The following is a 23,109-nucleotide window of genomic DNA, read 5'->3' on the forward strand; positions in this document are numbered from 1 at the left end:
CCGCCAATTCCGCCGCCAAATGCCTCTCCCGCAAGTTGTTGGACGTCTAGCCTCTCTGATGCTCCGATGTTGAATTGACACAACTGCGTGAAGTTCTTCGCGCGGTTCTAACAGAACAGGATTACATGCAGAAATTGACCGTTGTAGCGGCAGCCGTTGCTGCCGGAGTAATAAGCTTTGCCTTCAGTCCGGCAAACAGCGCCCCCTTAAGCCTCAGGGCAGACAATGGCCTCCCCGTCGTCCCAACGACCAAGGCTGCCCCAGCGAGCAAAGCGCCAAAGATCAAGAGAGCTCCGGCTAAGGTGCAGAAGGCCGCCGCGACCAGGGCGGCGAAATCGACGGCCAAGCGCGCCAAGCGCGGCAAAAAGACGATCGATCTCACCACGACAGCCTCGATCCCCACGGGCCAGATCGCTCTGGCGACACCCGCCGCACCCGGCGGCGGCCAGTATTCGTCGATCATCGCCCGCTATGCCGCGAGCTACGGCGTGCCGGTGTCCCTGGCCAAGGCCGTCATCAAGATCGAAAGCAACTACCGGCCGAACCTGGTCGGCAGCGCCGGCGAGATCGGCCTGATGCAGATCAAGCCGGCCACGGCGCGCATGATGGGTTACACCGGTTCGGCCAAGGGGCTGTTCGATCCCGACACCAATATCAAATACGGCATGAAGTACCTCGCCATGGCGCAGGGTCTCGGCGGTGGCACCACCTGCGGCACGATCCTGAAATACAATGCCGGTCACGGCGCGACGCGGATGAATCCGATTTCGGCCGCCTATTGCAGCAAGGTGAAGGTGCAGATGGCAGCGCTGGGTTCGCCGGCCTAAGCTCGTCCGCCGAAGTGGATCTGGGCGACGCGGGTCTGTTTCAGCACGTCGTTGTCCCAAACCGCTGCGCATTTGAGCGATGGCAACAGCTTTTTCGTTTGCGTTTTCAGGCGGGAATCCCTTTATACGCCCTTGTCAGCTGGCCGGGCGGCCGCGCCCGCGCGTGCCGAAAGGTTGCGGGTGAGGAAAGTCCGGGCTCCATGGAGACACGGTGCCGGCTAACGGCCGGCGGGGGCGACCCCAGGGAAAGTGCCACAGAAAGCAAACCGCCGCGGCTTCGGCCACGGCAAGGGTGAAAGGGTGGGGTAAGAGCCCACCGCGCGACTGGCAACAGAAGCGGCAGGGCAAACCCCACCGGGAGCAAAACCGAATAGGGGCGGTACGAGGGGAAACCTTCGAGGGCTGTTTCCGGCCCGCCGTCCGGGTAGGTTGCGTGAGGCGCGTGGCAACATGCGCCCAAGATGAATGGCCGCCACGTTCTCGCCGCGAGGCGAGGGCCATACAGAACCCGGCTTACAGGCCAGCTGGCATTTTTCTCGTAGCGACAGCTGAACGGGATCAGGAAGTTACGCCGACAGGCGTATCTTCCGATTCAAGCATTCTGCAAGACAGCTTCCGCGGTGGTCAAACCTGTTTCTTGAAGCTGGTGCGATTAAATCGTACTATCGAGGGAAAAGCAGGAGCCTGTCATGGGTCAGGTCGATAAACGCAGCATCACACTTTCGCCGGAACTGGCGGCCGCGGTCGACGATGTCGTCGCGGCGGGCGAATACGCCTCGGCCAGCGAGGTGATCCGCGATGCGCTCAGGCAATGGAAGGAGCGACGCGACTTGCTTGGCTACAGCGTCGAAGAGCTGCGGAAACTGGTGCAGGAGGGGATCGACAGCGGGCCGGCCCTCGACGGCCCGTCTGTCATTGAACGAGCGCGTGCCAAATATCGTAAGATGGCTGAAGCGAAGGGCTTCGAAGAGTGAAATATCGGCTGCTTCCTCAAGCGGCGGCCGATCTCGAAGACATCGGCGACTACATCGCCAGCCATAGTCCCAATGCCGCGGTCCGGTTCGTAGACGACATGGAGAGGAGGTGGAGCTTGCTCAGCCTGCATCCCTTTTCAGGTGCTCCGCGCGACGATATCGCGCCCGGTATCCGCCATCTGGTGGTTGGCGAATACCTTACCTTGTACCGGGTTGGTCACGATGCGGTCGAGATCGTCCGCGTATTACACGGTCGGCGCAAGATCGAAGCGGATGATGTGAATCCGTGACAGGTCTGCTCAGCTTGCAATCTTGTCCAGGGACGCCTCGATCGACTGCCAGAGTTCCTCGACCGGCTCGCAGCCGATCGCGAGACGAACGAAGCCCGGCGGAACGGCGTCGCCGCGTTTCGAGCGCCGCTCGGCCGATGTGTGCACGCCGCCGAAGGACGTTGCCGCTTCGATCAGCGCGCAACCGTCGATGAACGCCTCTGCCTGTTCTTCGGAGGCCAGTTCGAACGAAATCAGGAAGCCGAAGCGCTCCATCTGGGCGCGCGCCAGATTGTGCGAGGCATCGCCCTCGAGCCCGGGAAAGCGCACGCCGCTGACGGAGCGGTGACCCTTCAGCCGCCGCGCGATGGTTTCAGCCGACGAGCACATGCGATCGAAGCGCACTTCCAGCGTTTCGAGGCCGCGATGCACCAGCCATGCTTCGAACGGACCGGGGATGCCGCCGGCCGTCTCGCGCCAATCCTTCACCTTGGCGACAATATCGGGATCGCGGCAGGCGACATGGCCGAAGAGAACGTCCGAATGGCCATTGATCGCCTTGGTGTCGGCCGAGACCACGATGTCGGCGCCAAGATCGAGCGGGCGCTGGCCGAAGGGCGTCATCGTCGTGTTGTCGACGATCAGGATTCCGCCTTGCGTATGGACCGCCTTGGCGACGGCGGCGATGTCGCAAATGTCCAGTTGCGGGTTGGACGGACTTTCGACGAAAACCGCCCGGTAGCCGGCGAAGCCGCCGTCGAGCATGCTTGCCGTCGGCCGCACATCATAGGCGACGCCGAGCGGTTTCAGGAAACGCTCGGCCAGCGCGCGCGTCGTGTGATAGCCGTCCGACGGCAAGAGGATGCGGTCGCCCGATTTGACGAGCGCGAACAAAGCCGCGGAAATCGCCGCCATTCCCGACGGAAAAATAATGCTTTGCGCCTCTTCCAGGTGGCCGAGCGCATGCTCGACGGCATGCCAGGTCGGATTGCTGAAGCGGCCGTATTGATCGAAACCCGTCGCGTCGCCCGGCGCGTGGAAGATCGAGGCCATGGTCAGCGGCAAGGGGATGGGATCGCCCTTGGCAAAATCGGCGCTACGCAAATGGGCAAGTGTCGCGGCGCGTGACTTCGCAGTGTCGGACATTGGCTCGATCCTTTGGGCAGAAAACTTCAACCGACGCTATGCGCGCCGGCTGTGCGCGGCAAGCTGCGTCTTTTTGGGCCAGAGGGCTCTAAACGCTTCGTTAGGCTTAATAGACGATAAAGACGAGACGTGCCTTCAGCTTACGCTTTCTGGTTGTGGTGCGCGTGTTTGTGAATGCCTGTTCCCGTTGACGCCCATAGTGCCCCATGATATCCCATTCAGATCAAGCTTTCGTTCCGCGTCAGGGTGAAGCGTACGCCAATCGGGCAGCCGCGGCGGCTGCGCGTTTGTCGGTTTTCGCCCCGGTGAATGAAGCGATTTGCTGCAAATGCGGCAGGGGCGCGGAGAACAACATGAGGGGTGCAGCGGCAACGGCGGCTGTAGCGTTTATTGGACCGGTTTCTGTCAAACACGGTGAGCAGGATCGATGCGAAGGGGCGGGTGTCCGTTCCGGCGCATTTTCGTGCCGTGGTGCAAAAACGCGGCTATGCGGAACTCTATGCGCTGCGCTGCCTGGATCTGCCGGCCATGGACGTCGGCGGGCTCGACCTACTCGACCGCTACGAGCAGCGGATCGGGCTGGAGGATCCCTTTCTGCAGACGGCGGACGACATGTCGTTCTTTTGCCATGGCGACGGGACATTTCTGAAGCTCGACCAGGACGGCCGCATCACCATGACCGATTTCATCCGCGAGCATACGGGCATCTCGAACGAGGTGGCCTTTGTCGGCCGCGGCAATTTCTTTCAGGTCTGGGAGCCGGGACGGCTTGCCGCCTATGGGGCGCAGGCGCGGGCCCGGCTTTTGCAGCTTCGGCAGGGGACGAAGCCCGGGGAGCGATCGGAATGATGGCTGGCCACGGCGATGACCCTCACGCCGTTGGCGGACCGGCCCGTCACATTCCGGTCCTCCTTGCCGAGGTGCTCGACGCGCTTGCGCCAAAGGCCGGCGAGACGATCGTCGACGGGACATTCGGCGCCGGCGGCTACACCAGCGCCATCCTCGATCGCGGCGCCTCCGTCGTCGCCATCGACCGCGACCCGGACGCAATCGCGGCGGGCAGGGCGCTCGAACGACAGGCCGGCGGCAGGCTGAGGCTTGTCCAGGCGCCGTTCTCGACGTTGGACGAGCATATCGAGGGCGCCGACGGCGTGGTGCTCGACATCGGCGTTTCCTCCATGCAACTCGACCAGGCGGAGCGGGGTTTCTCCTTTCGCGCCGACGGGCCGCTCGACATGCGCATGGCGCAGGCGGGTCTGTCCGCTGCCGACGTCGTCAACACCTTCAAGGCGGGCGACCTTGCCCGCATCTTCGGCTTTCTCGGCGAGGAACGCCATGCCGGCCGCATCGCGCGCATGATCGAGAGCCGTCGCGAGAAGAAGCCCTTCGAACGCACGCTCGATCTCGCCGACGCCATCGAAACCCATATCGGAAGAGGTCCGAAGGACAAGATCCACCCGGCGACACGCGTCTTCCAGGCGCTGCGCATCTTCGTCAATGATGAACTTGGCGAGCTTGCAAGGGCGCTGCTGTCCGCCGAGCGGGCGCTGAAGCCCGGCGGGCGCCTTGCCGTGGTGACATTCCATTCGCTGGAAGACCGCATCGTCAAGCGCTTCATCGCCGACCGCTCCGAAGCGGCCAGCGGCTCGCGGCATTTACCCGATGCGCCCCTGCGCGTCGCGACTTTCCGTAAGGCTGGCGGCGGCGTGACGGCGGGAGAGGCCGAGCTCGACGCCAATCCGCGGGCGCGCTCGGCCAGGCTGCGCGCGGCGATCCGCACCGAGGCGCCTGCGCGCGCCGGCGATTTTTCGATTTTCGGTCTTCCAAAGCTTCCCGCCGTCGAGCGGCCGGGGGAGAGGTGAGCACGTGTTTCGTACCAGCGACATAGTCCTGATCGCCGTCATGGTCTCGGCCGCCGCGCTGACCTACAAGACGAAGCGCGAAGCCGAAGAGCAACAGGCGGCGGTGCAGAAGATCCAGGCGCAGATCCACTACGAGGAAGAGACCATCGATCTCCTCAAGGCGGACTGGAGCCTGCTTACACAGCCGTCGCGGCTGCAGAAGCTTGCCGATGTCTATAAGAGCCAGCTCGGGCTCGAACCGGTCAACGCGCACCAGATCGGCGGGCTCGAGGACATACCCGTGAAACCCGTGACGATCGAAGACCTCTCCTCGCAGCGGCTTGGCGGCATGGCCGACAATTCGGGCAAGGAGCCCTCGGACGGCAAGGATCCGGTGGTCACCGGGAGCACCGTTCAATGATCGGTCTTCCAAGGATCGGCGGCCTGCTGACGCGCCGGAAGAGGCAGGCGGAGGACGGCTCGATCGTCGTCGATGCGGCCCGCAAGGCGACTGGCGGCAAGGCAAAGACGCGCATCGTCATGACGATGGCGGTGTTCTTCACCATCTATTCGACCATCGCCGGCAGGCTCGTCTATCTCGGGCTGCAGAATCCCGATCTTTCGGGCGGCCCGGAGAACCGGGTCACTGCATCGCGTCCGGATATCGTCGACCGCAACGGCGAGGTGCTGGCGACCGACATCAAGACGGCGTCGCTGTTTGCCGAGCCGCGCCGAATCGTCGATGCCGACGAAGCGATCGAGAGATTGTCGACCGTGCTGCCGGAGATCGACTACGAGCAGACCTATCGCAAGCTCAAGAGCGGCGCCGGGTTTGTCTGGCTGCAGCGCCAGCTGACGCCGAAGCAGCAGGCCGACATCCTGGCGCTAGGCGTCCCCGGCCTCGGCTTCCGCACCGAAAAGCGGCGCTTCTATCCGAGCGGCGAGACCTCGTCCTATATCGTCGGCCTCACCAACATCGACAACCAGGGCATCTCCGGCATGGAGAAGTATATCGACGAGCAGGGGCTGAGCGATCTGCAGGCGTCGGGGCTCGCCGTGGCCAAGGATCTCAAGCCGGTCAAGCTTTCGATCGATCTGCGCGTCCAGCATGTGGTGCGCGACGAGATCGCCGCCGGGCTGGAGCGCTATCGCGCCATCGGCGCCGGCGCCGTTGTGCTGAACATCAAGACCGGCGAAGTGGTCGCCATGGCCTCGGTGCCGGATTTCGATCCGAACAATCCGTATAATGCGCAGGAAAAGGATCGCCTAAACCGCATGTCGGCCGGGCTCTACGAGATGGGCTCGACCTTCAAGAGCTTCACCTCGGCCATGGCGCTCGATTCCGGCAAGGCGACGATGGCGAGCCGCTTCGACGCGTCGCATCCGATCCGGGTCGGCCATCAGGCCATCCACGATTTCCACGGCAAGAACCGCGTGCTGTCGCTGCCGGAAGTGTTCCTCTTTTCGTCCAACATCGGGTCGGCCAGGGAGGCTGAGCTGGTCGGCATCGAGGGGCATCGCGAATTCCTGCACCGCCTCGGCATTCTGGACAGGATGCAGACCGAACTGCCGGAAGTCGCGCGCCCGACCGAACCCAAGGTCTGGAAACAGGTCAACTCGTTCACCATCGCCTTCGGTCACGGCGTGTCGACGACGCCCCTGCAGGCCGCCGTCGGCTGCGCGGCGCTGATGCAGGGCTATCTGATCGAGCCGACATTCCTGGTGCGCAGCGAGCAGGAGGCAATGGCGGTGGCCAAGAAAGTGGTCGGCGACAAGACGGTCGCAGGCATGCGCTACCTCTATACGCTCAACGCCGAGAAGGGCTCGGCCAGAAACGCCCGGGTTCCCGGCTACCGCGTTGGCGGCAAGACCGGAACGGCCGAGAAGGTCATCAACGGCCGCTACTCCAAGGACTTGAATTTCAACACCTTCGTCGCCGCCTTCCCGATGGACGATCCGCAATATCTGGTGTTCACGATCGCCGACGCCCCGCATCCTGAAAAGCCCGGGATGACCGACGTCGCCGCCAACAATGCGGGGGTCATGGCCGGCAACATCATCAGACGCGCGGCCGCCATGCTTGGCGTGAAGCCAGATTTCAGCCATGAAAATGGTGCAACGCTGGTTTCCTATCAGTGATTCTTGCGGCGCGCCGGCAACTGCGCGCTATTTTGTTGCGGTGAACGGGACTCAATGCATCTAAAAGATCTAGCCGGCATCCTGCCTGTCGAGGGAACAGCTTCCCCCGACCTGGAGGTGACCGGACTTTCCTCCGATTCCCGCGCGGTCAAGACCGGCGTCGTCTTCTTCGCGCTTGCCGGCAGCAAGGCCGATGGCTCGACCTATGCCGCCGATGCCGCGGCCCGCGGCGCGGCTGCGATCGTCACCGGCAAGGGCGTGAGCGTCTCCAGCCTGTCGATCCCGGTCCTTGCCGTCGATGATCCGCGCCTGGCGCTGGCGCTCAGCGCGGCGCGCTTCTTCGGACGCCAGCCGCAGACCATGGTCGCCGTCACCGGCACCGCCGGCAAGACATCCGTCGCCGCCTTCACCCGCCAGATCTGGGAGCAGGCGGGTTTTGCCGCCGCCTCGATCGGCACGACCGGCGTCGTGGCGCCCGGCCGCAACGAATATGGCTCGCTGACGACGCCCGATCCGGTGGCGTTGCACCGATTGCTCAAGGAGCTGGCGGATGCGGGCGTCACCCACGCCTCGATGGAAGCCTCAAGCCACGGTCTCGACCAGCGCCGCCTCGACGGGGTGAAGCTGGCGGCCGGCGCTTTCACCAATCTCGGCCGCGACCACATGGATTACCATCCAACGGTCGAGGATTATCACCGCGCCAAGCTGCGCCTGTTCGACACGTTGCTGCCGAAGGGCGCGCCCGCGATCGTCTTTGCCGACGACCCATGGTCGGAGCCGACCATCAAAGCCGCGAAAGCGGCGGGGCTGGAAGTGCTGACCGTCGGCCGCCATGGCGATTTCCTGACGCTGAAGCGGGTCGAGCATGAGCGGCATCGCCAGCGCGCCGAAATCGTGGCCGACGGCGTGCTGCACGAGGTCGACCTGCCTTTGGCCGGCGATTTCCAGATCGCCAACGCGCTGGTCTCGGCCGGACTTGCCATCGCAACTGGAACACCCGCGGGCAAGGCTTTGGCGGCATTGGAGAAATTGAAGGGCGCGCCGGGCCGGCTCGACCTCGTCGGCGCCACCGCGGCCGGCGCTCCCGTTTATGTCGACTATGCCCATAAGCCCGATGCGCTGGAGAATGTGCTGACCTCGGTCCGGCCTTTCACCACGGGTCGCGTCGTCGTGGTGTTCGGTTGCGGCGGCGACCGCGACCGGGGAAAAAGGCCGATCATGGGCGAGATCGCGACCCGGCTCGCCGATGTCGTCATCGTCACCGACGACAATCCGCGCACCGAAGTGCCCGAGACCATCCGCGCAGCGATCCTCGCCGCCGCGCCCGGCGCCATCGAGATCGGCGATCGCCGCAAGGCGATCCACGAGGCGGTGGCGATGCTTCGCGCCGGCGACACCCTCATCGTCGCCGGCAAGGGACATGAGGAAGGCCAGACCGTCGGCACCGAAACCTTCCACTTCTCCGACCATGAGGAAGTGCGTGAGGCGCTCAAGGAGCGCGCCGCATGAACCTGCTGTGGACGTCGGAAGCGCTCGTCGAAGCCATGGGCGGCAGGCCGATCGGCTCGCTGCCGGAAGGCATCACCGGCATTTCGATCGACAGCCGCAGCCTGGACCCGGGAAACGCGTTCTTCGCCATCAAGGGCGAAGCGATGGACGGGCATGATTTCGCGACCGCGGCGGTCAAGGCCGGAGCGGCGGTGCTGGTCGTCGCCGAGGGCAAGCTGCCGTCGCTCGGCCGGCTGACGGCACCGATGATCGTCGTTCAGGACGTGCTCGCGGCCCTCGAGAAGCTCGGCGTCGCGGCCCGCGCCCGCTCGAAGGCCAGGATCATCGCGGTCACCGGATCGGCCGGCAAGACGACCACCAAGGAAGCGTTGCGGCATGTGCTGTCGGCGGTCGGCAAGGTGCACGCCTCGGCGCAGTCGTTCAACAACCATTGGGGCGTGCCGCTGACGCTGGCGCGCATGCCGCAGGACTGCGACTATGCCGTCTTCGAGATCGGCATGAATCATCCGGGCGAGATCCGGCCGCTGGTCAAGATGGTAAGGCCGCATGTCGCCATCGTGACGATCATTGCCGCCGCTCATCTCGGCTTCTTCAGGAATCTCGACGAGATTGCCGTGGCCAAGGCCGAGGTTTTCGAGGGGATCGAGCCAGGTGGCGCAGCGCTGCTCAACCGCGACGATCCGCGCTGGAAGCTGCTCGGCAAAATGGCGAAAGAGGCGGGCGTCGAGCATGTCTTCGGCTTCGGCGAAAATGTCCGCTCGGCCTTCCGCCTTGTCGGCTGCGAGCTTCATGCCGACCATTCCGACATCGCCGTCAAGATCGGCAAGAGGGACCTGAGCGCCCGTGTCGGGGCGCCTGGTCGCCATATCGTGCAGAACGTTCTGGCCGTGCTTGGCGCCGCGCAGCTGGTCGGCGCCGATGTCGACAAGGTCGCGGCGGCACTGGCAGATCTTTCGGCCGAGCGCGGGCGGGGCCGGCGCCATATCCTGCATCATCCCAACGGGCCGCTCACGCTGATCGACGAGAGCTACAACGCCAATCCGGCGTCGATGGCGGCGGCCATGGCGCTGCTCAACGCCACGCCGGTCTCAGGCGAGGGCCGGCGTATCGCGGTGCTCGGCGACATGCTGGAGCTCGGCAGCCATTCGGCAGATCTCCACGCGGCGCTTGCCAAGCTGATCGTCGGCACGGGCACACGCAACGTCTTTCTCGGCGGGCCGGAAATGCGGGCGCTGGCCGAGGTTTTGCCGTCAGACATTGCAACCGAGTATCGATCGGGAGCGGAAGAACTGAAGCCGATCGTGATCGCCGCGCTCAGGCCGGGCGACGTGGTGATGGTCAAGTCGTCGAAGGGCATCGGGTTTTCAAAGCTGGTCGAGGCGTTGCTCGGCAAATTTCCGGCGGAAGCCACAAACATTAATCCGGCCTAGATCGGGCTCCGGGGGACGGAAGGACCATGTTCACACTGCTCGTCGATTTCGCGGACAAGATCTCGTTCTTCAACGTCTTCCGCTACATCACTTTTCGCACAGGCGGCGCGCTGATCACGTCTGCGCTGATCGTCTTCATCTTTGGGCCGACGATCATCAATTCGCTGCGCCTGCGGCAAGGCAAGGGCCAGCCGATCCGCGCCGACGGCCCGCAGACGCATTTCAAGAAGGCCGGAACGCCGACCATGGGCGGGCTGATGATCCTGTCCGGCATCATCGGTTCGTCGCTCTTATGGGCGAACCTGTCCAGCATCTATGTCTGGGTGGTGCTCTTGGTCACCGTCGGCTTCGGCTCGATCGGCTTCTACGACGACTATCTCAAGGTGACCAAGCAGTCGCATCTGGGCTTCTCCGGCAAGGCCCGCCTGGCGATCGAGTTCATCATCGCCGCCATCGCGGCCTGGGTGATCATGCATAACGGCCAGGCGCCGTTCTCGTCGTCGCTGACCTTTCCCTTCGCCAAGGAATTCCTGATCAATCTCGGCTGGTTCTTCGTGCCGTTCTCCTGCTTCGTTATCGTCGGCGCCGGCAATGCGGTGAACCTGACCGACGGCCTCGACGGCCTGGCGATCGTGCCGATCATGATCGCGGCGGCGTCCTTCGGCGTCATCGCCTATCTGTCGGGCAACGCGGTGTTCGCCGAATATCTGCAGATCCATTTCGTTCCCGGCACCGGCGAGCTCGCCGTCGTGCTCGGCGCGGTAATCGGCGCAGGCCTCGGCTTCCTTTGGTTCAACGCGCCGCCGGCCGCCATCTTCATGGGCGACACCGGCTCGCTGGCGATGGGCGGGCTGATCGGCACCATCGCGGTCGCCACCAAGCACGAGATCGTGCTGGTCATCGTCGGCGGCTTGTTCGTGGTCGAGATCCTGTCGGTCATCATCCAGGTCGGCTATTTCAAGATGACCGGCAAGCGCGTCTTCCTGATGGCGCCGATCCATCACCATTTCGAAAAGCTCGGCTGGACCGAAAGCCAGGTGGTGATACGCTTCTGGATCATTGCCGTCATCCTGGCGCTGGTCGGCCTTTCGACCCTCAAGCTCAGATAGGACTCGCTGCTTGATCCCCGCCGCTTCCTTCTCAGGCAAACGCATTTCGCTCTTCGGGCTTGGCGGCTCGGGCATCGCCACCGCGCATGCGCTGATCGCAGGCGGCGCCGAGGTGCTGGCCTGGGACGACAATCCGGACAGCGTCGCCAAGGCAGCGGCCGCGGGGATTACGACCGGGGATCTGCGCTTGGCCGACTGGCCGCGTTTCGCCGCCTTCGTGCTGTCGCCAGGGGTGCCGCTGACGCATCCCAAGCCGCATTGGACGGTGGAGCTGGCGCGCGGCGCCGGCGTCGAGGTGATCGGCGACATCGAGCTGTTCTGCCGCGAGCGCAACAGCCATGCGCCGGCAGCACCCTTCATCGCGATTACCGGCACCAACGGCAAGTCCACGACGACGGCGCTGACGGCGCATATCGTGAAGTCGGCAGGCCGCGACACGCAGATGGGCGGCAATATCGGCCGTGCCGTCATGACGCTCGATCCGCCCGAGCCGACGCGGCACTATGTGGTCGAGTGCTCGTCCTACCAGATCGATCTCGCTCCCTCCATCAATCCGACCGCCGGCATCCTGCTCAACCTGACGCCAGACCATCTCGACCGGCACGGCACGATGGCGCATTACGCCTCGATCAAGGAGCGGCTGGTCGCCGGCAGCGATACCGCGATCGTCGGCGTCGACGATTCCTGGTGCGCCCAGATCGCCGACCGGCTGGAACGGGCCGGCCGGCCGGTCATCCGCATTTCCAAGCGCCTGCCGTTGACCGACGGCTATTTCGCCGACGGCACCAACCTGATGGAAGCCGTGCATGGCCGCTACAGCCGCGTCGCCTTCCTCGAAGGCATCGGGTCGCTGCGCGGCCAGCACAACGCGCAGAATGCGCTGGCGGCGGTCGCCGCGTGCCTGAGGATCGGGCTCGATCTCGGCGAGATCCAGGCCGGGCTCGAAAGCTTCCCCGGGCTGGCGCATCGCATGGAGCAGGTCGGCCGCAAGGACCATGTGCTGTTCGTCAACGATTCCAAGGCGACCAATGCCGATGCGGCCGCACCGGCGCTATCGAGCTTCAACCGCGTCTACTGGATCGCCGGCGGCCTGCCCAAGGAAGGCGGCATCGAGCCGCTGCGCGGCTTCTTCCCGCGCATCGCCAAGGCCTATCTGATCGGTGAGGCGGCGCCCGCCTTCTCGGCGACGCTCGGCGAGGCGGTGCCTTACGAAATATCCGGAACGCTGGCGGCGGCGGTCGAGCATGCCGCCAACGACGCGGCAAAGGACACCGGTGGCGAGGCCGTGGTGCTGCTTTCGCCGGCCTGCGCCAGTTTCGACCAGTTCAAGAATTTCGAAGTTCGCGGCGAAGCCTTCAGGCAAGCTGCGACTGCTATTGATGGGGTGAAATCCATCGGAGGGCCACGTTGATGCAAAGCCGTCTCGACAAAAGTCCTGTCGCCACCTGGTGGTGGACGATCGATCGCTGGTTCCTGGCGGCATTCCTGTCGCTGATGGGACTGGGCATCGTGCTGTCTTTCGCCGCAAGTCCGGCTGTGGCCGAGCGCATCGGTCTCGACAGCTTCCACTTCGCCACGCGCCAGATCATCTTCACCATCCCGGCGCTTATCGTGATGCTGGCGGTCTCTTTCCTGGAGGCGCGGCAGATAAGGCGCATGTCGCTGGTGATGATCTGCATCATGCTGGTGCTGATGGTGGCGGTGCTCTACATCGGCGTCGAGGTGAAGGGGGCGCGGCGCTGGGTGTCGCTTGCAGGCCTTTCCATTCAGCCGTCCGAGTTCCTGAAACCGGCCTTCGTCGTCATCTGCGCCTGGCTGTTTGCGGAGCACAGGCGCCAGCCCGACATTCCCGGCAACCTGTTCGCCATGCTTTTGCTGGCGCTGGTCATCTCGCTTCTGGTGGCCCAGCCCGATCTCGGCCAGACGATGCTGGTGCTGGGCACCTGGGGCGTGATGTTCTTCATGGCCGGCCTGCCCTGGTTCTGGATCGTCGCGCTGGGGGCTGCCGGGGTCGGCGGCGTGTTCGCTGCCTATACGGTGTTTCCGCACGTCGCCGCGCGCATCGACAAGTTCATGACCGGCGAAGGCGACACCTTCCAGGTCGATATGGGCCGCGAGGCGCTGATCAATGGCGGCTGGTTCGGCGTCGGCCCGGGCGAGGGCACGGTAAAGCGGGTCATCCCCGACAGCCACGCCGATTTCGTCTTCTCGGTCGCCGGCGAGGAGTTCGGCCTCATAATGTGCTTCTTCATCATGTCGATCTTCGCCTTCATCGTGCTGCGCGGCCTAAGCATCGCGCTCAAGGAGCAGGACGATTTCACCCGCTATGCGGTCGGCGGCCTGGTCACCGTCTTCGGCCTGCAATCGGCCATCAACATGTGCGTGAACCTGCAGCTGATGCCGGCCAAGGGCATGACGCTGCCCTTCATCTCCTATGGCGGCTCCTCGCAGATCGCCATCGCCGTCTCGATGGGCATGGTGCTCGCCTTGACGCGCAAGCGTCCGGAAAAGCGCAAGCAGATGGGCTTCGTCCTTTCGCAGCGCGCAATGCCGGCGGAATGAGGCAGGATGGCGAAGGGTGTCATCCTGCTTGCGGCCGGCGGAACGGGCGGACATCTGTTTCCGGCCGAGGCGCTGGCGCATGAGCTGATCGACCGCGGCTGGAAGGTGCATCTTGCCACCGACAATCGCGCCGAGCGCTATTCCCGCCATTTCCCGGCAGCCGACATTCACACCATCCCCTCGGCCACGCTGGGTTCGAAGAACCCGGTCGCCATGCTCTCGGCCTTCTGGAAGATCTGGCAGGGCGTGCGGGAGGCCGGCCGTGTAATCGCCAGGATCAAGCCGGAGGCTGTCGTCGGCTTCGGCGGCTATCCGACGCTGCCGCCGCTCTATGCCGCGACAAGGCGAAAAGTGCCGACGCTGATCCATGAGCAGAACGCCGTCATGGGCCGCGCCAACAAGGCGCTTGCCGGCCGCGTGGATGCGATTGCCGGCGGTTTCCTGCCGGAGGGCGCAAGCGCTGACGGCGTAAAGACGGTGACCACCGGCAATCCGGTCAGGCCGCAGGTCCTCGATGCGGCGAAAACGCCTTACGTGGTATCGAATGAGGGCGAACCGTTCCGCTTCCTGGTGTTCGGCGGCAGTCAGGGCGCGCAGTTCTTTTCCGATGCCGTGCCTGCGGCGATCGCGCTGCTGCCGCAAGACCTGCGCAAGCGGCTGGCGATCACGCAGCAGGCGCGCGCCGAGGATGTGGTGCGGGTGAAGGCCGCCTATGCCGATCTCGGCGTCGACGTCCAGGTCTCGCCCTTCTTCACCGACATGGCGGCGCGCATGGCGGCGGCGCATCTGGTGATGTCGCGCTCCGGAGCCTCGACGGTTTCGGAAATCGCCGTCATCGGCCGGCCGGCGCTGCTGGTGCCTTATCCGCATGCGCTCGACCACGACCAGGCTGCGAATGCCGCGGCGCTTGCCGCCGCCGGCGGGGCCGAGCTTCATCCGCAGTCGACGCTGTCGGCGGAGCGGATCGCCGAACTGGTCGGCGGGCTGATCAAGGATCCGAACCGGCTGGCGACCATGGCCGCCGCCGCCCGCTCGGCCGGGAAACCGAACGCGGCGCGGTTGCTCGCCGATCTGACAGAGGCTATTGCGTCCGGCAAAACGGTTTCGGACTACAGGAGGACGCGCGTATGAAGATGCCGCAGACCATCGGCCTTGTGCATTTCATCGGCATCGGCGGCATCGGCATGAGCGGCATCGCGGAAGTGCTGCACAATCTCGGCTACAAGGTGCAGGGGTCCGACCAGGCCGACGGCGCCAATGTGCAGCGGCTGCGCGACAAGGGCATCGAATGCTTCGTCGGCCACAAGGCCGAGAATCTCGGCGACGCCGAAGTGGTGGTCGTTTCGACCGCGATCAAGAAATCCAACCCGGAGCTCAAGGCCGCGCGGGAGAAGTTGCTCCCCATTGTCCGCCGCGCCGAGATGCTGGCCGAGCTGATGCGGTTCCGCCAGGCGGTCGCCATCGGCGGCACGCATGGCAAGACGACGACGACTTCGATGGTGGCGACCTTGCTCGAGGCCGGCGGGCTCGACCCGACCGTCATCAATGGCGGCATCATCAACGCCTACGGCACCAATGCGCGCATGGGCGATGGCGAGTGGATGGTGGTCGAAGCCGACGAGAGCGACGGAACGTTCCTGAAGCTGCCGGCCGATATCGCCGTCGTCACCAACATCGATCCCGAGCATCTCGACCACTATGGCAGCTTCGACAAGGTGCGCGAGGCGTTCCGCCAGTTCGTCGAAAACGTGCCGTTCTATGGCTTCGGCGTGATGTGCACCGACCACCCGGAAGTCCAGGCGCTGGTCGGACGGATCGAGGACCGGCGCGTCATCACCTATGGCGAGAACGCGCAGGCCGATGTGCGCTTCAGCAACCACCGCATGCAGGGCGCGATCTCCGAATTCGATGTCGTGATCCGCGATCGCAAGGGGCGGGGCACGACCTCGATAAAGGACCTGCGCCTGCCGATGCCTGGCCGCCACAACGTCTCCAACGCGACGGCGGCGATCGCGGTCGCGCATGAGCTTGGCCTCTCGGCCGAGGCGATCAAGAAGGGCCTGTCGTCCTTCGCCGGCGTCAGGCGGCGCTTCACCCGTACCGGCTCGTGGGACGGCGTCGAGGTGTTCGACGACTACGGCCACCATCCGGTCGAGATCGCGGCGGTGCTGAAGGCCGCGCGCAGCGCGACCGATGGCAGGGTGATCGCCATCGCGCAGCCGCATCGCTTCACCCGGCTGCACGATCTCTTCGATGAGTTCTCGGTCTGCTTCAACGACGCCGACACGGTGATGGTGGCGCCGGTCTATGCGGCAGGCGAGGAACCCATCGAAGGCGCGACCTCCGACGCGCTGGTGTCGCGCATCCGTTCCGGCGGCCACCGCGACGCGCGCTATATCGAGGGTCAGGCGGCGATCGCGCCAGCCATTCGCGAGCTTGCCAAGCCCGGCGATTTCGTCATCTTCCTCGGCGCCGGCAACATCACGCAATGGGCTTACGCGCTGCCCAAGGAACTTGGTGGGACGCCCTCATGATGCACGGCCAGGACCTGATCCTTAAGCTCAGCGACAAGCTTGCCGGCCTGCGCGGCCGTATCACGCCGAACGCCGAGATGGACAAGATCACCTGGTTCCGGGCCGGCGGCCTCGCCGAGGCGTTGTTCCAGCCGGCCGACGAGGAAGATCTTGCGGCTTTCCTTCGGGCTGTGCCGGAAGAGGTGCCGATCACGGTGGTCGGCGTCGGCTCGAACCTTCTGGTGCGCGACGGCGGCGTTCCGGGTTTTGTCGTCAGGCTCTCGGCCAAGGGTTTCGGCGAGGCCGAGACCACCGGGCCGACCACGATCAAAGCCGGCGCGGCGACGCCGGACAAGCGTCTCGCAGCGGTGGCCTACGAGGCCGGCATCGGCGGCTTCCATTTCTATCACGGCATTCCTGGCGCCGTCGGCGGCGCGCTCAGGATGAATGCCGGCGCCAACGGCGTCGAGACCCGCGAACGGCTCGTCGAGGTGAGGGCGCTGGACCGCAAGGGCAATCTCCATACGCTGAGCAATGCCGATATGGGCTATGCCTATCGCCATTCGTCCGCGCCTGCCGGACTGATCTTCACCTCGGCCATTTTCGAAGGGTTTGCGGAAGACAAGGCGGCGATCAAGGCGGCGATGGATGCCGTGCAGAACCATCGCGAGACGGTGCAGCCGATCAGGGAAAAGACCGGCGGCTCGACCTTCCAGAATCCGGAAGGCACCTCGGCCTGGAAGGAGATCGACAAGGCCGGCTGCCGCGGGCTCATGATCGGCGGCGCGCAGATGTCGCCGATGCATTGCAACTTCATGATCAACACCGGCACGGCCACCGGCTACGACCTCGAATATCTCGGCGAGACGGTGCGGGCGCGGGTGCTCGAGAATTCGGGCATCAGGCTGCACTGGGAGATCAAGCGCCTCGGCAATTTCAGGCCGGGCCATGCGGTGCAGGAGTTTCTCGGGCAGCTTCTTTAGCTTAGGCTTAAGTTCATGTGATGCTTGAACTTCCAGCGGTCTGAAACAGCCGTAGAACCGTTGCCTCAAAGACTCACAATTCACTTTTTGCGGCTGTTTTCGCGGAAAGTGAATCTCTCGGAATCATAGGTACTTGCCAGCGAATCAACTCTCTGATTCTCTGCCCTAAAGCGTTTCCTGATTTGAGTCGTTCGACGCGTTAAGCCGCGTTTTCCGTCTGGGGGGGGCAACCTGCCGGAGGGCTCGGACTCAATGTTTGGAAATGCGGTGCGGGAATATCGGTTGCAGGCCCGGCGTGAGAGGGGATGACGGGATGAAGAAGAAGCATGTGGCTGTCCTCCTGGGTGGATTCTCCTCGGAGCGGCCCGTGTCTCTGTCCTCGGGGAAGGCGTGTGCGGATGCGCTCGAGAATGAAGGCTATCAGGTCACCCGGGTCGATGTTTCGCGCGATGTCGGGTCTGTGCTTGCCGAGCTCAAGCCTGACGTCGCCTTCAACGCGCTGCACGGTCCGTTCGGCGAGGACGGCACCATCCAGGGAATTCTCGAATATCTCGCAATTCCCTACACCCATTCGGGTGTGCTCGCTTCGGCGCTCGCCATGAACAAGGAGCAGGCCAAGAAGATCGCCAAGGCGTCCGGCATTCCGGTCGCGGAATCGAAGGTGGTCAACCGCTTCGCCGTCCAGAACAAGCATCCGATGAAGCCGCCTTATGTGGTCAAGCCGGTCAATGAGGGGTCGAGCTTTGGCGTGGTCATCGTGCTTGAGGGGCAGTCGCATCCGCCGCAGGTGATCGGCTCCACGGAATGGCAATATGGCGAGACCGTGATGGTCGAACGCTACATCCACGGACGCGAATTGACCTGCGCGGTGATGGGCGATGTGGCGCTCGGCGTTTGCGAGATCATCCCGACCGGGCATTCCTTCTACGATTACGATTCAAAATACGTTCCCGGCGGATCAAAACACGAAATCCCTGCTAAAATTTCACCGAATATTTACCAAAAAATACAGACACTGGCCCTCAAGGCTCATCTTGCCATTGGTTGCCGGGGCGTTTCCCGATCGGACTTCCGTTACGACGACCGCCACTCCGAAAACGGCGAGGTTGTCTGGCTCGAGGTCAACACTCAGCCGGGCATGACGCCGACGTCTCTGGTGCCTGAAATCGCCGCGCAAGCGGGGCACCCGTTCGGCGATTTGTTGAGTTGGATGGTGGAGGACGCTTCGTGTCTGCGTTGAGGTGGGGACAGGGTAATGGCGTCGGTGCGGCTGGTCTCGCGCTTTTCGGCGTTTCGCTGTCATTCGACCGTTTCGTGCTGCCGCGTCAGCTTCGCCGGCCGATGCGCGTACTGGCGCGTCTGTGCGGCGGCGAGTATGAGGCGCCGCGCTTTTCGGCGGCGATCCTTTCCGCTGCGCTGATCGCGTCCAGCAGCGCCTACGGCGCCTATCTCGGCGGCTACGCCGACAGCATCGTGCAGGGCGTGACGGCGCGCACCGGCTTCGCCGTCGACCAAATCAAGGTGGTCGGCAACCGCCAGACCTCCGAGATCGATGTGCTCGACCGGCTCGGCCTCGACGGCTGGACCTCGCTGATCGGCTTCGATGCCGAGGCCGCGCGCGAGCGCATCGCGACGCTGCCGTGGGTCGAGGGAGCCGCGGTGCGCAAGATATACCCGCATGCGCTGGAAGTGCGCATCGAGGAGCGCCAACCCTTCGCGCTTTGGCAGCAGGGCACCTCGGTCTCGGTCATCGAGCGATCGGGCGAGATGATCGCGCCGTTCTCGGGCGGCAAGCAGGCGCTGCTGCCGCTGATCATCGGCACCGGCGCGCCGGCCATGGCGCCGGCCTTCCTCGCCAAGATCGAGCGCTATCCCGAGCTTGCGGCGCGGGTCAAAGGCTACATCCGGGTCGGCGAACGGCGCTGGGACCTGAGGCTTGAAAACGGCATCACGATCAAGCTGCCGGAAGACGGCGAGGACCAGGCGATCGCCGAGCTCGTCAAGATCGACCATGACAACGGATTGCTGACTCGCGACATCGCCGCCGTCGACATGCGGCTTTCCGACCGGCTGGTCGTGGAGCTGTCGCCGGAAGCGGCGACACAGCGCGAAGCAGCGCTCAGCGACAAGCCGAAGTCCCTGGCCAAGCGCAAGGCGGAGAGAAAGATATGAGCTGGCTTGGCGGCAGCAGCGACGCTTCTTCGCGCCGGTCGGGCACACTCACGGTGCTCGATGTCGGCTCCAGCAAGGTTTGCTGCGTCGTGGCGAAGCTGAAGCCGAACGAGGACGGCAAGCTGCTGCGCGGACGTTCGCATCGCATCCAGGTGATCGGCATCGGCCACCAGAAGTCGCAAGGCGTGAAGTCTGGCGTGGTGGTCGATCTCGATCGCGCCGAGCATGCCATCCGGCTTGCCGTCGATGCGGCCGAGCGCATGGCCGGGCTCACGGTCGATTCCCTCATCGTCAACATGACGGCGGGTCGGCTGAAGAGCGAAGCCTTCTCGGCGACCATCAATCTCGGCGGCCATCCGGTCGAGGAAGTCGACATCAAGCGCGTGCTCGCCGCCGGCGCCAAGCAGGCGCTGCGGGCCGAGCGCGAGGTGGTTCATTCGCTGCCCGTCGGTTTCTCCCTCGACGGCGAGCGCGGCATGCGCGACCCGCGCGGCATGGTGGGCGATGCGCTTGGCGTCGACATGCATGTGCTGACGGGCGACGCGGCGCCGATGCGAAATCTGGAGCTTTGCATCAACCGTTCGCATCTGTCGGTCGAGCGCATGGTGGCGACGCCCTATGCCAGCGGGCTTGCCTCGCTGGTCGACGACGAGCTCGAAATGGGCGCAGCCTGCATCGACATGGGCGGCGGGACGACGACCATCTCGGTCTTCTCGGAGGGCAAGTTCGTCCATGGCGACGCGATCGCCATCGGCGGCAACCATGTGACGCTGGATATGGCCAAGGGCCTGTCGACCTCGCTCCATGCCGCGGAGCGGCTGAAGGTGATGCATGGCTCGGCGCTGCCCGGCAGCGCCGACGACCGCGACCTCGTCTCGATCCAGCCGATCGGCGAGGACGGCGATATACCGCTGCAGATCCCGCGCTCAGTAATGACGCGCATCATCCGCGCCCGCATCGACGAGACGCTGGAGCTGCTGCGCGACCGGCTGAACAAGTCCGGCTACGGCAATGCCGTCGGCAAGCGGGTCGTGCTCACCGGAGGCGCCAGCCAGCTCGCCGGCCTGCCGGAAGCGGCGCGCCGCATTCTCGGGCGCAATGTGCGCATCGGCCGGCCGCTGGGCGTCGCAGGGCTGCCTGAGGCGGCCAAGGGACCGGCGTTCTCGACCCCGGTCGGACTGATGATCTATCCGCAGATGGCGAGCTTCGAGAGCCATTCGGCGAAAGGACTTTCCGGTTTCAGGATGACCGGAACGGGCGGAAAACTGCATCGCATGAGTCAGTGGTTGAGAGACAGTTTTTAATTTGACGGGGACAGCCCCATAGGCGGCCGCAGCGGCGAGGCGGCGGGAAAGGCAAAGGACGGAGACAATGACCATCAATCTGCAGAAGCCGGACATCACCGAGCTCAAGCCACGCATCACCGTGTTCGGTGTCGGCGGCGGCGGCGGCAATGCCGTGAACAACATGATCACAGCCGGCCTGCGCGGCGTCGAGTTCGTGGTGGCCAACACCGACGCGCAGGCGTTGACGATGTCCAAGGCAGAGCGGCTGATCCAGCTCGGCGCGCACGTCACCGAAGGCCTCGGCGCCGGTTCGCAGCCCGAAGTCGGCCGCGCGGCGGCGGAAGAGTGCATCGACGAGATCATCGATCACCTCTCCAACACCCATATGTGCTTCGTCACCGCCGGCATGGGCGGCGGCACCGGCACGGGCGCTGCTCCGGTCGTTGCCCGCGCGGCGCGCGAGAAGGGCATCCTCACCGTCGGCGTCGTCACCAAGCCGTTCCATTTCGAGGGCCAGCGCCGCATGAAGACGGCCGACATGGGCATCGAGGAACTGCAGAAATGCGTAGATACGCTCATTGTCATCCCCAACCAGAACCTGTTCCGGCTGGCCAATGACAAGACCACCTTCGCCGATGCCTTCGCAATGGCCGACCAGGTGCTCTATTCGGGCGTCGCCTGCATCACCGACCTGATGGTCAAGGAAGGCCTGATCAACCTCGACTTCGCCGACGTCCGTTCGGTGATGCGCGAGATGGGCAAGGCGATGATGGGCACGGGCGAGGCTTCGGGCGAGGGCCGCGCGATGGCCGCCGCTGAAGCCGCCATCGCCAATCCGCTGCTCGACGAGACCTCGATGAAGGGCGCCAAGGGCCTGCTGATCTCGATCACCGGCGGCCGCGATCTCACCCTGTTCGAGGTGGACGAGGCGGCGACCCGCATCCGCGAGGAAGTCGACCAGGACGCCAACATCATCCTGGGCGCCACCTTCGACGAGGAGCTGGAAGGCGTGATCCGTGTGTCGGTCGTCGCCACCGGCATCGACAAGTCGGCGGCCGAAATCGCGGCTGCGCCGATCTCGATTCGCGCGCCGCAGAAGCCGGCCGCCCGCCCGGCGGCGGCTCCGGTGGCCGAAATCCGCCCCGCTCCGGTTCAGCCGCAGGCCTATGAGCCGCGCGCGGCCGATCCGGTCGCGGAGGCGATCCAGCTTGCCGAGGCGAACGCCGCCGCCATGGCGCAGCCGCGCGCCTTGCCGGTCGACGACTTCCGGCCGCAGAGCAAGATCTTCCAAGCCCCGCCTGCGCAGCCGCAGCCGGTGGTGCCGCAGCAGGTCATGCAGCAGCCCGCGCCGCAGCGCGAGATGCCGCAGCCTGTGGCCGCGGCGCCGCAGCGCATGCCTCGCGTGGAAGATTTTCCGCCGGTGGTAAGGGCCGAAGTCGAAGCCAAGAGCCGGCCGGCGGACCATGAAAACAGCGGTCCGATGGGGCTGATCAAGCGGCTGACCAACGGCCTTACCCGCCGCGAGGAAGAGCCGGCCCGGCTTCAGCCGGCGCAGCCGCGCGAGCCGAAGCTGCGTCAGGCCGCGCCTGAGATGCGCCGTCTCGCTAGCCAGGATCCTGCGCTCTATGCGCCGCGCCGCGGCCAGCTCGACGACCAGGGCCGGCTGACGCCGCAGGCCCGCACAGTCCAGGAAGACGACCAGCTGGAAATCCCGGCCTTCCTGCGTCGCCAGGCCAACTGATCGGTACGGCGGGCCGCCGATCGTCGATACGGCGCGGACCGCTGATCGTCGATACAGCGTAGCGCTGATCGTTAACGATGTATAACGGTTGTTAACAGGCAGACGAGAAATCGTCTGCCTGTCGCTTTTACAAAAGACATTGAAAACAATGGCTTAAGAGCTATTTCTGTCACATTTCCGTGGTTACACGGGGTAAGAAACCGTGATTTGGAGTCTCCAGGGCGGGCCATTATCTTCGCCACGGACTAAAGTCGGTTTGCCGGGATTCGGGGAGTAGCCCTGCCTGCCGATTATACAGAGCCGCATGCTCTTGCTTATTTTGCCGCATTTGTGCGAGCGCCAGACCATCAGACTGGCTGCAAGATACCCAGGGCCAGTGGAGCGGACGCAGGCATTTTGGGCGTATGGGGTTACTCTTGCACGACTATCAGACGACAGTGAAATCGCGCGCGACGCTGGCTGGCATCGGCGTCCATAGCGGCAAGACCGTCACCGTTCATTTCCTGCCGGCCGACGCCGATACCGGCATCGTCTTTCATCTTTCGAATGGCGGCGAAGCCCGGGAGCTCCGCGCCTTGGTCGCGGAAGTCGGCGCCACCGATCTCTGC

Annotated in this window: 21 protein-coding genes and 1 other RNA gene; 21 read left to right on the plus strand and 1 reads right to left on the minus strand. The window is 64.7% G+C overall.

The window, feature by feature from the left end; all coding sequences use genetic code 11:
* The first annotated feature begins 125 nt into the window (after positions 1 to 125).
* From FJW05_RS09835 to FJW05_RS09850, 4 genes are all read left to right on the plus strand, one after another.
* Complete coding sequence (locus tag FJW05_RS09835; RefSeq protein WP_140630893.1) at positions 126 to 827, plus strand: lytic transglycosylase domain-containing protein; 702 nt, start codon at positions 126 to 128, stop codon at positions 825 to 827.
* Positions 828 to 962: 135 nt separating this feature from the next.
* An RNA gene (gene rnpB, locus FJW05_RS09840) (RNase P RNA component class A) lies at positions 963 to 1,359 on the plus strand.
* Positions 1,360 to 1,516: 157 nt separating this feature from the next.
* Positions 1,517 to 1,801 carry a type II toxin-antitoxin system ParD family antitoxin gene (locus tag FJW05_RS09845; RefSeq protein WP_140630896.1) on the plus strand — a complete coding sequence of 95 codons (285 nt, stop codon included), beginning with the start codon at positions 1,517 to 1,519 and terminating at the stop codon, positions 1,799 to 1,801.
* Complete coding sequence (locus FJW05_RS09850; protein WP_140630899.1) at positions 1,798 to 2,091, plus strand: type II toxin-antitoxin system RelE/ParE family toxin; 294 nt, start codon at positions 1,798 to 1,800, stop codon at positions 2,089 to 2,091. The genes FJW05_RS09845 and FJW05_RS09850 overlap by 4 nt, the downstream gene beginning before the upstream one ends.
* A gap of 9 nt (positions 2,092 to 2,100) precedes the next feature.
* On the opposite strand, the gene FJW05_RS09855 is transcribed toward FJW05_RS09850, so the two are convergent.
* Positions 2,101 to 3,216, minus strand: a complete 1,116-nt coding sequence (locus tag FJW05_RS09855) for a cystathionine gamma-lyase (protein WP_140630901.1) — start codon at positions 3,214 to 3,216, stop codon at positions 2,101 to 2,103.
* Positions 3,217 to 3,606: 390 nt separating this feature from the next.
* Between FJW05_RS09855 and mraZ the strand changes: the two genes are divergently transcribed.
* The 17 genes from mraZ to FJW05_RS09940 form a co-directional block, all read left to right on the plus strand.
* Positions 3,607 to 4,065, plus strand: a complete 459-nt coding sequence (mraZ, locus tag FJW05_RS09860; RefSeq protein ID WP_140630904.1) for a division/cell wall cluster transcriptional repressor MraZ — start codon at positions 3,607 to 3,609, stop codon at positions 4,063 to 4,065.
* Complete coding sequence (gene rsmH / locus FJW05_RS09865; protein ID WP_140630906.1) at positions 4,062 to 5,078, plus strand: 16S rRNA (cytosine(1402)-N(4))-methyltransferase RsmH; 1,017 nt, start codon at positions 4,062 to 4,064, stop codon at positions 5,076 to 5,078. The genes mraZ and rsmH overlap by 4 nt, the downstream gene beginning before the upstream one ends.
* 4 nt (positions 5,079 to 5,082) lie before the next feature.
* Positions 5,083 to 5,478: a hypothetical protein gene (locus tag FJW05_RS09870; protein WP_140630909.1), complete on the plus strand. Its 396-nt coding sequence runs from the start codon at positions 5,083 to 5,085 to the stop codon at positions 5,476 to 5,478.
* Positions 5,475 to 7,196 (plus strand): penicillin-binding protein 2, encoded by a 1,722-nt coding sequence (locus FJW05_RS09875; RefSeq protein WP_140630912.1) that lies wholly within the window; start codon positions 5,475 to 5,477, stop codon positions 7,194 to 7,196. Before FJW05_RS09870 ends, FJW05_RS09875 begins: the two co-directional genes overlap by 4 nt.
* Before the next feature lie 54 nt (positions 7,197 to 7,250).
* The gene (locus tag FJW05_RS09880; RefSeq protein WP_140630914.1) at positions 7,251 to 8,705 is read left to right on the plus strand and encodes a UDP-N-acetylmuramoyl-L-alanyl-D-glutamate--2,6-diaminopimelate ligase; all 1,455 of its coding nucleotides are present in this window, start codon (positions 7,251 to 7,253) and stop codon (positions 8,703 to 8,705) included.
* Positions 8,702 to 10,135, plus strand: a complete 1,434-nt coding sequence (locus FJW05_RS09885; RefSeq protein WP_140630916.1) for a UDP-N-acetylmuramoylalanyl-D-glutamyl-2,6-diaminopimelate--D-alanyl-D-alanine ligase — start codon at positions 8,702 to 8,704, stop codon at positions 10,133 to 10,135. The genes FJW05_RS09880 and FJW05_RS09885 overlap by 4 nt, the downstream gene beginning before the upstream one ends.
* A 26-nt stretch (positions 10,136 to 10,161) precedes the next feature.
* Entirely contained in the window at positions 10,162 to 11,244 is a 1,083-nt protein-coding gene (gene mraY / locus FJW05_RS09890; RefSeq protein ID WP_140544456.1) for a phospho-N-acetylmuramoyl-pentapeptide-transferase, read from the plus strand.
* A gap of 10 nt (positions 11,245 to 11,254) precedes the next feature.
* On the plus strand, positions 11,255 to 12,655 hold the full coding sequence (gene murD, locus FJW05_RS09895; protein ID WP_140630919.1) for a UDP-N-acetylmuramoyl-L-alanine--D-glutamate ligase: 1,401 nt from the start codon (positions 11,255 to 11,257) through the stop codon (positions 12,653 to 12,655).
* Positions 12,655 to 13,806 carry a putative lipid II flippase FtsW gene (ftsW, locus tag FJW05_RS09900; protein WP_095768993.1) on the plus strand — a complete coding sequence of 384 codons (1,152 nt, stop codon included), beginning with the start codon at positions 12,655 to 12,657 and terminating at the stop codon, positions 13,804 to 13,806. The genes murD and ftsW overlap by 1 nt, the downstream gene beginning before the upstream one ends.
* A gap of 6 nt (positions 13,807 to 13,812) precedes the next feature.
* Positions 13,813 to 14,937, plus strand: coding sequence for an undecaprenyldiphospho-muramoylpentapeptide beta-N-acetylglucosaminyltransferase (murG, locus tag FJW05_RS09905; protein ID WP_140544452.1), 1,125 nt, complete (start codon positions 13,813 to 13,815; stop codon positions 14,935 to 14,937).
* Positions 14,934 to 16,340, plus strand: coding sequence for a UDP-N-acetylmuramate--L-alanine ligase (murC, locus tag FJW05_RS09910; RefSeq protein WP_140544450.1), 1,407 nt, complete (start codon positions 14,934 to 14,936; stop codon positions 16,338 to 16,340). The genes murG and murC overlap by 4 nt, the downstream gene beginning before the upstream one ends.
* Positions 16,337 to 17,302 carry a UDP-N-acetylmuramate dehydrogenase gene (gene murB / locus FJW05_RS09915; RefSeq protein ID WP_140544448.1) on the plus strand — a complete coding sequence of 322 codons (966 nt, stop codon included), beginning with the start codon at positions 16,337 to 16,339 and terminating at the stop codon, positions 17,300 to 17,302. Before murC ends, murB begins: the two co-directional genes overlap by 4 nt.
* Before the next feature lie 313 nt (positions 17,303 to 17,615).
* Positions 17,616 to 18,542: a D-alanine--D-alanine ligase gene (locus FJW05_RS09920; RefSeq protein WP_140630922.1), complete on the plus strand. Its 927-nt coding sequence runs from the start codon at positions 17,616 to 17,618 to the stop codon at positions 18,540 to 18,542.
* Positions 18,530 to 19,474 carry a cell division protein FtsQ/DivIB gene (locus tag FJW05_RS09925; RefSeq protein WP_140630925.1) on the plus strand — a complete coding sequence of 315 codons (945 nt, stop codon included), beginning with the start codon at positions 18,530 to 18,532 and terminating at the stop codon, positions 19,472 to 19,474. The genes FJW05_RS09920 and FJW05_RS09925 overlap by 13 nt, the downstream gene beginning before the upstream one ends.
* The gene (ftsA, locus tag FJW05_RS09930; protein ID WP_140630928.1) at positions 19,471 to 20,778 is read left to right on the plus strand and encodes a cell division protein FtsA; all 1,308 of its coding nucleotides are present in this window, start codon (positions 19,471 to 19,473) and stop codon (positions 20,776 to 20,778) included. Before FJW05_RS09925 ends, ftsA begins: the two co-directional genes overlap by 4 nt.
* Positions 20,779 to 20,845: 67 nt before the next feature.
* Positions 20,846 to 22,501: a cell division protein FtsZ gene (ftsZ, locus tag FJW05_RS09935; RefSeq protein ID WP_140630931.1), complete on the plus strand. Its 1,656-nt coding sequence runs from the start codon at positions 20,846 to 20,848 to the stop codon at positions 22,499 to 22,501.
* A gap of 404 nt (positions 22,502 to 22,905) precedes the next feature.
* Positions 22,906 to 23,109: UDP-3-O-acyl-N-acetylglucosamine deacetylase (locus FJW05_RS09940; RefSeq protein WP_181164892.1), on the plus strand; the 204-nt coding region annotated here is incomplete at its 3' end.

It is taken from the genome of Mesorhizobium sp. B2-9-1 (assembly GCF_006439455.1).
Classification (GTDB): domain Bacteria; phylum Pseudomonadota; class Alphaproteobacteria; order Rhizobiales; family Rhizobiaceae; genus Mesorhizobium.

What these genes read in the sequence shown, in the direction of transcription:
- FJW05_RS09835 (WP_140630893.1), top strand. Translation starts at nt 126, where the DNA reads ATGCAGAAATTGACCGTTGTAGCGGCAGCCGTTGCTGCCGGAGTAATA.
- FJW05_RS09845 (WP_140630896.1), top strand. Translation starts at nt 1,517, where the DNA reads ATGGGTCAGGTCGATAAACGCAGCATCACACTTTCGCCGGAACTGGCG.
- FJW05_RS09855 (WP_140630901.1), bottom strand. Translation starts at nt 3,216, where the DNA reads ATGTCCGACACTGCGAAGTCACGCGCCGCGACACTTGCCCATTTGCGT.
- rsmH (WP_140630906.1), top strand. Translation starts at nt 4,062, where the DNA reads ATGATGGCTGGCCACGGCGATGACCCTCACGCCGTTGGCGGACCGGCC.
- FJW05_RS09875 (WP_140630912.1), top strand. Translation starts at nt 5,475, where the DNA reads ATGATCGGTCTTCCAAGGATCGGCGGCCTGCTGACGCGCCGGAAGAGG.
- FJW05_RS09880 (WP_140630914.1), top strand. Translation starts at nt 7,251, where the DNA reads ATGCATCTAAAAGATCTAGCCGGCATCCTGCCTGTCGAGGGAACAGCT.
- FJW05_RS09885 (WP_140630916.1), top strand. Translation starts at nt 8,702, where the DNA reads ATGAACCTGCTGTGGACGTCGGAAGCGCTCGTCGAAGCCATGGGCGGC.
- mraY (WP_140544456.1), top strand. Translation starts at nt 10,162, where the DNA reads ATGTTCACACTGCTCGTCGATTTCGCGGACAAGATCTCGTTCTTCAAC.
- ftsW (WP_095768993.1), top strand. Translation starts at nt 12,655, where the DNA reads ATGCAAAGCCGTCTCGACAAAAGTCCTGTCGCCACCTGGTGGTGGACG.
- murG (WP_140544452.1), top strand. Translation starts at nt 13,813, where the DNA reads ATGGCGAAGGGTGTCATCCTGCTTGCGGCCGGCGGAACGGGCGGACAT.
- murC (WP_140544450.1), top strand. Translation starts at nt 14,934, where the DNA reads ATGAAGATGCCGCAGACCATCGGCCTTGTGCATTTCATCGGCATCGGC.
- murB (WP_140544448.1), top strand. Translation starts at nt 16,337, where the DNA reads ATGATGCACGGCCAGGACCTGATCCTTAAGCTCAGCGACAAGCTTGCC.
- FJW05_RS09920 (WP_140630922.1), top strand. Translation starts at nt 17,616, where the DNA reads ATGAAGAAGAAGCATGTGGCTGTCCTCCTGGGTGGATTCTCCTCGGAG.
- ftsA (WP_140630928.1), top strand. Translation starts at nt 19,471, where the DNA reads ATGAGCTGGCTTGGCGGCAGCAGCGACGCTTCTTCGCGCCGGTCGGGC.
- ftsZ (WP_140630931.1), top strand. Translation starts at nt 20,846, where the DNA reads ATGACCATCAATCTGCAGAAGCCGGACATCACCGAGCTCAAGCCACGC.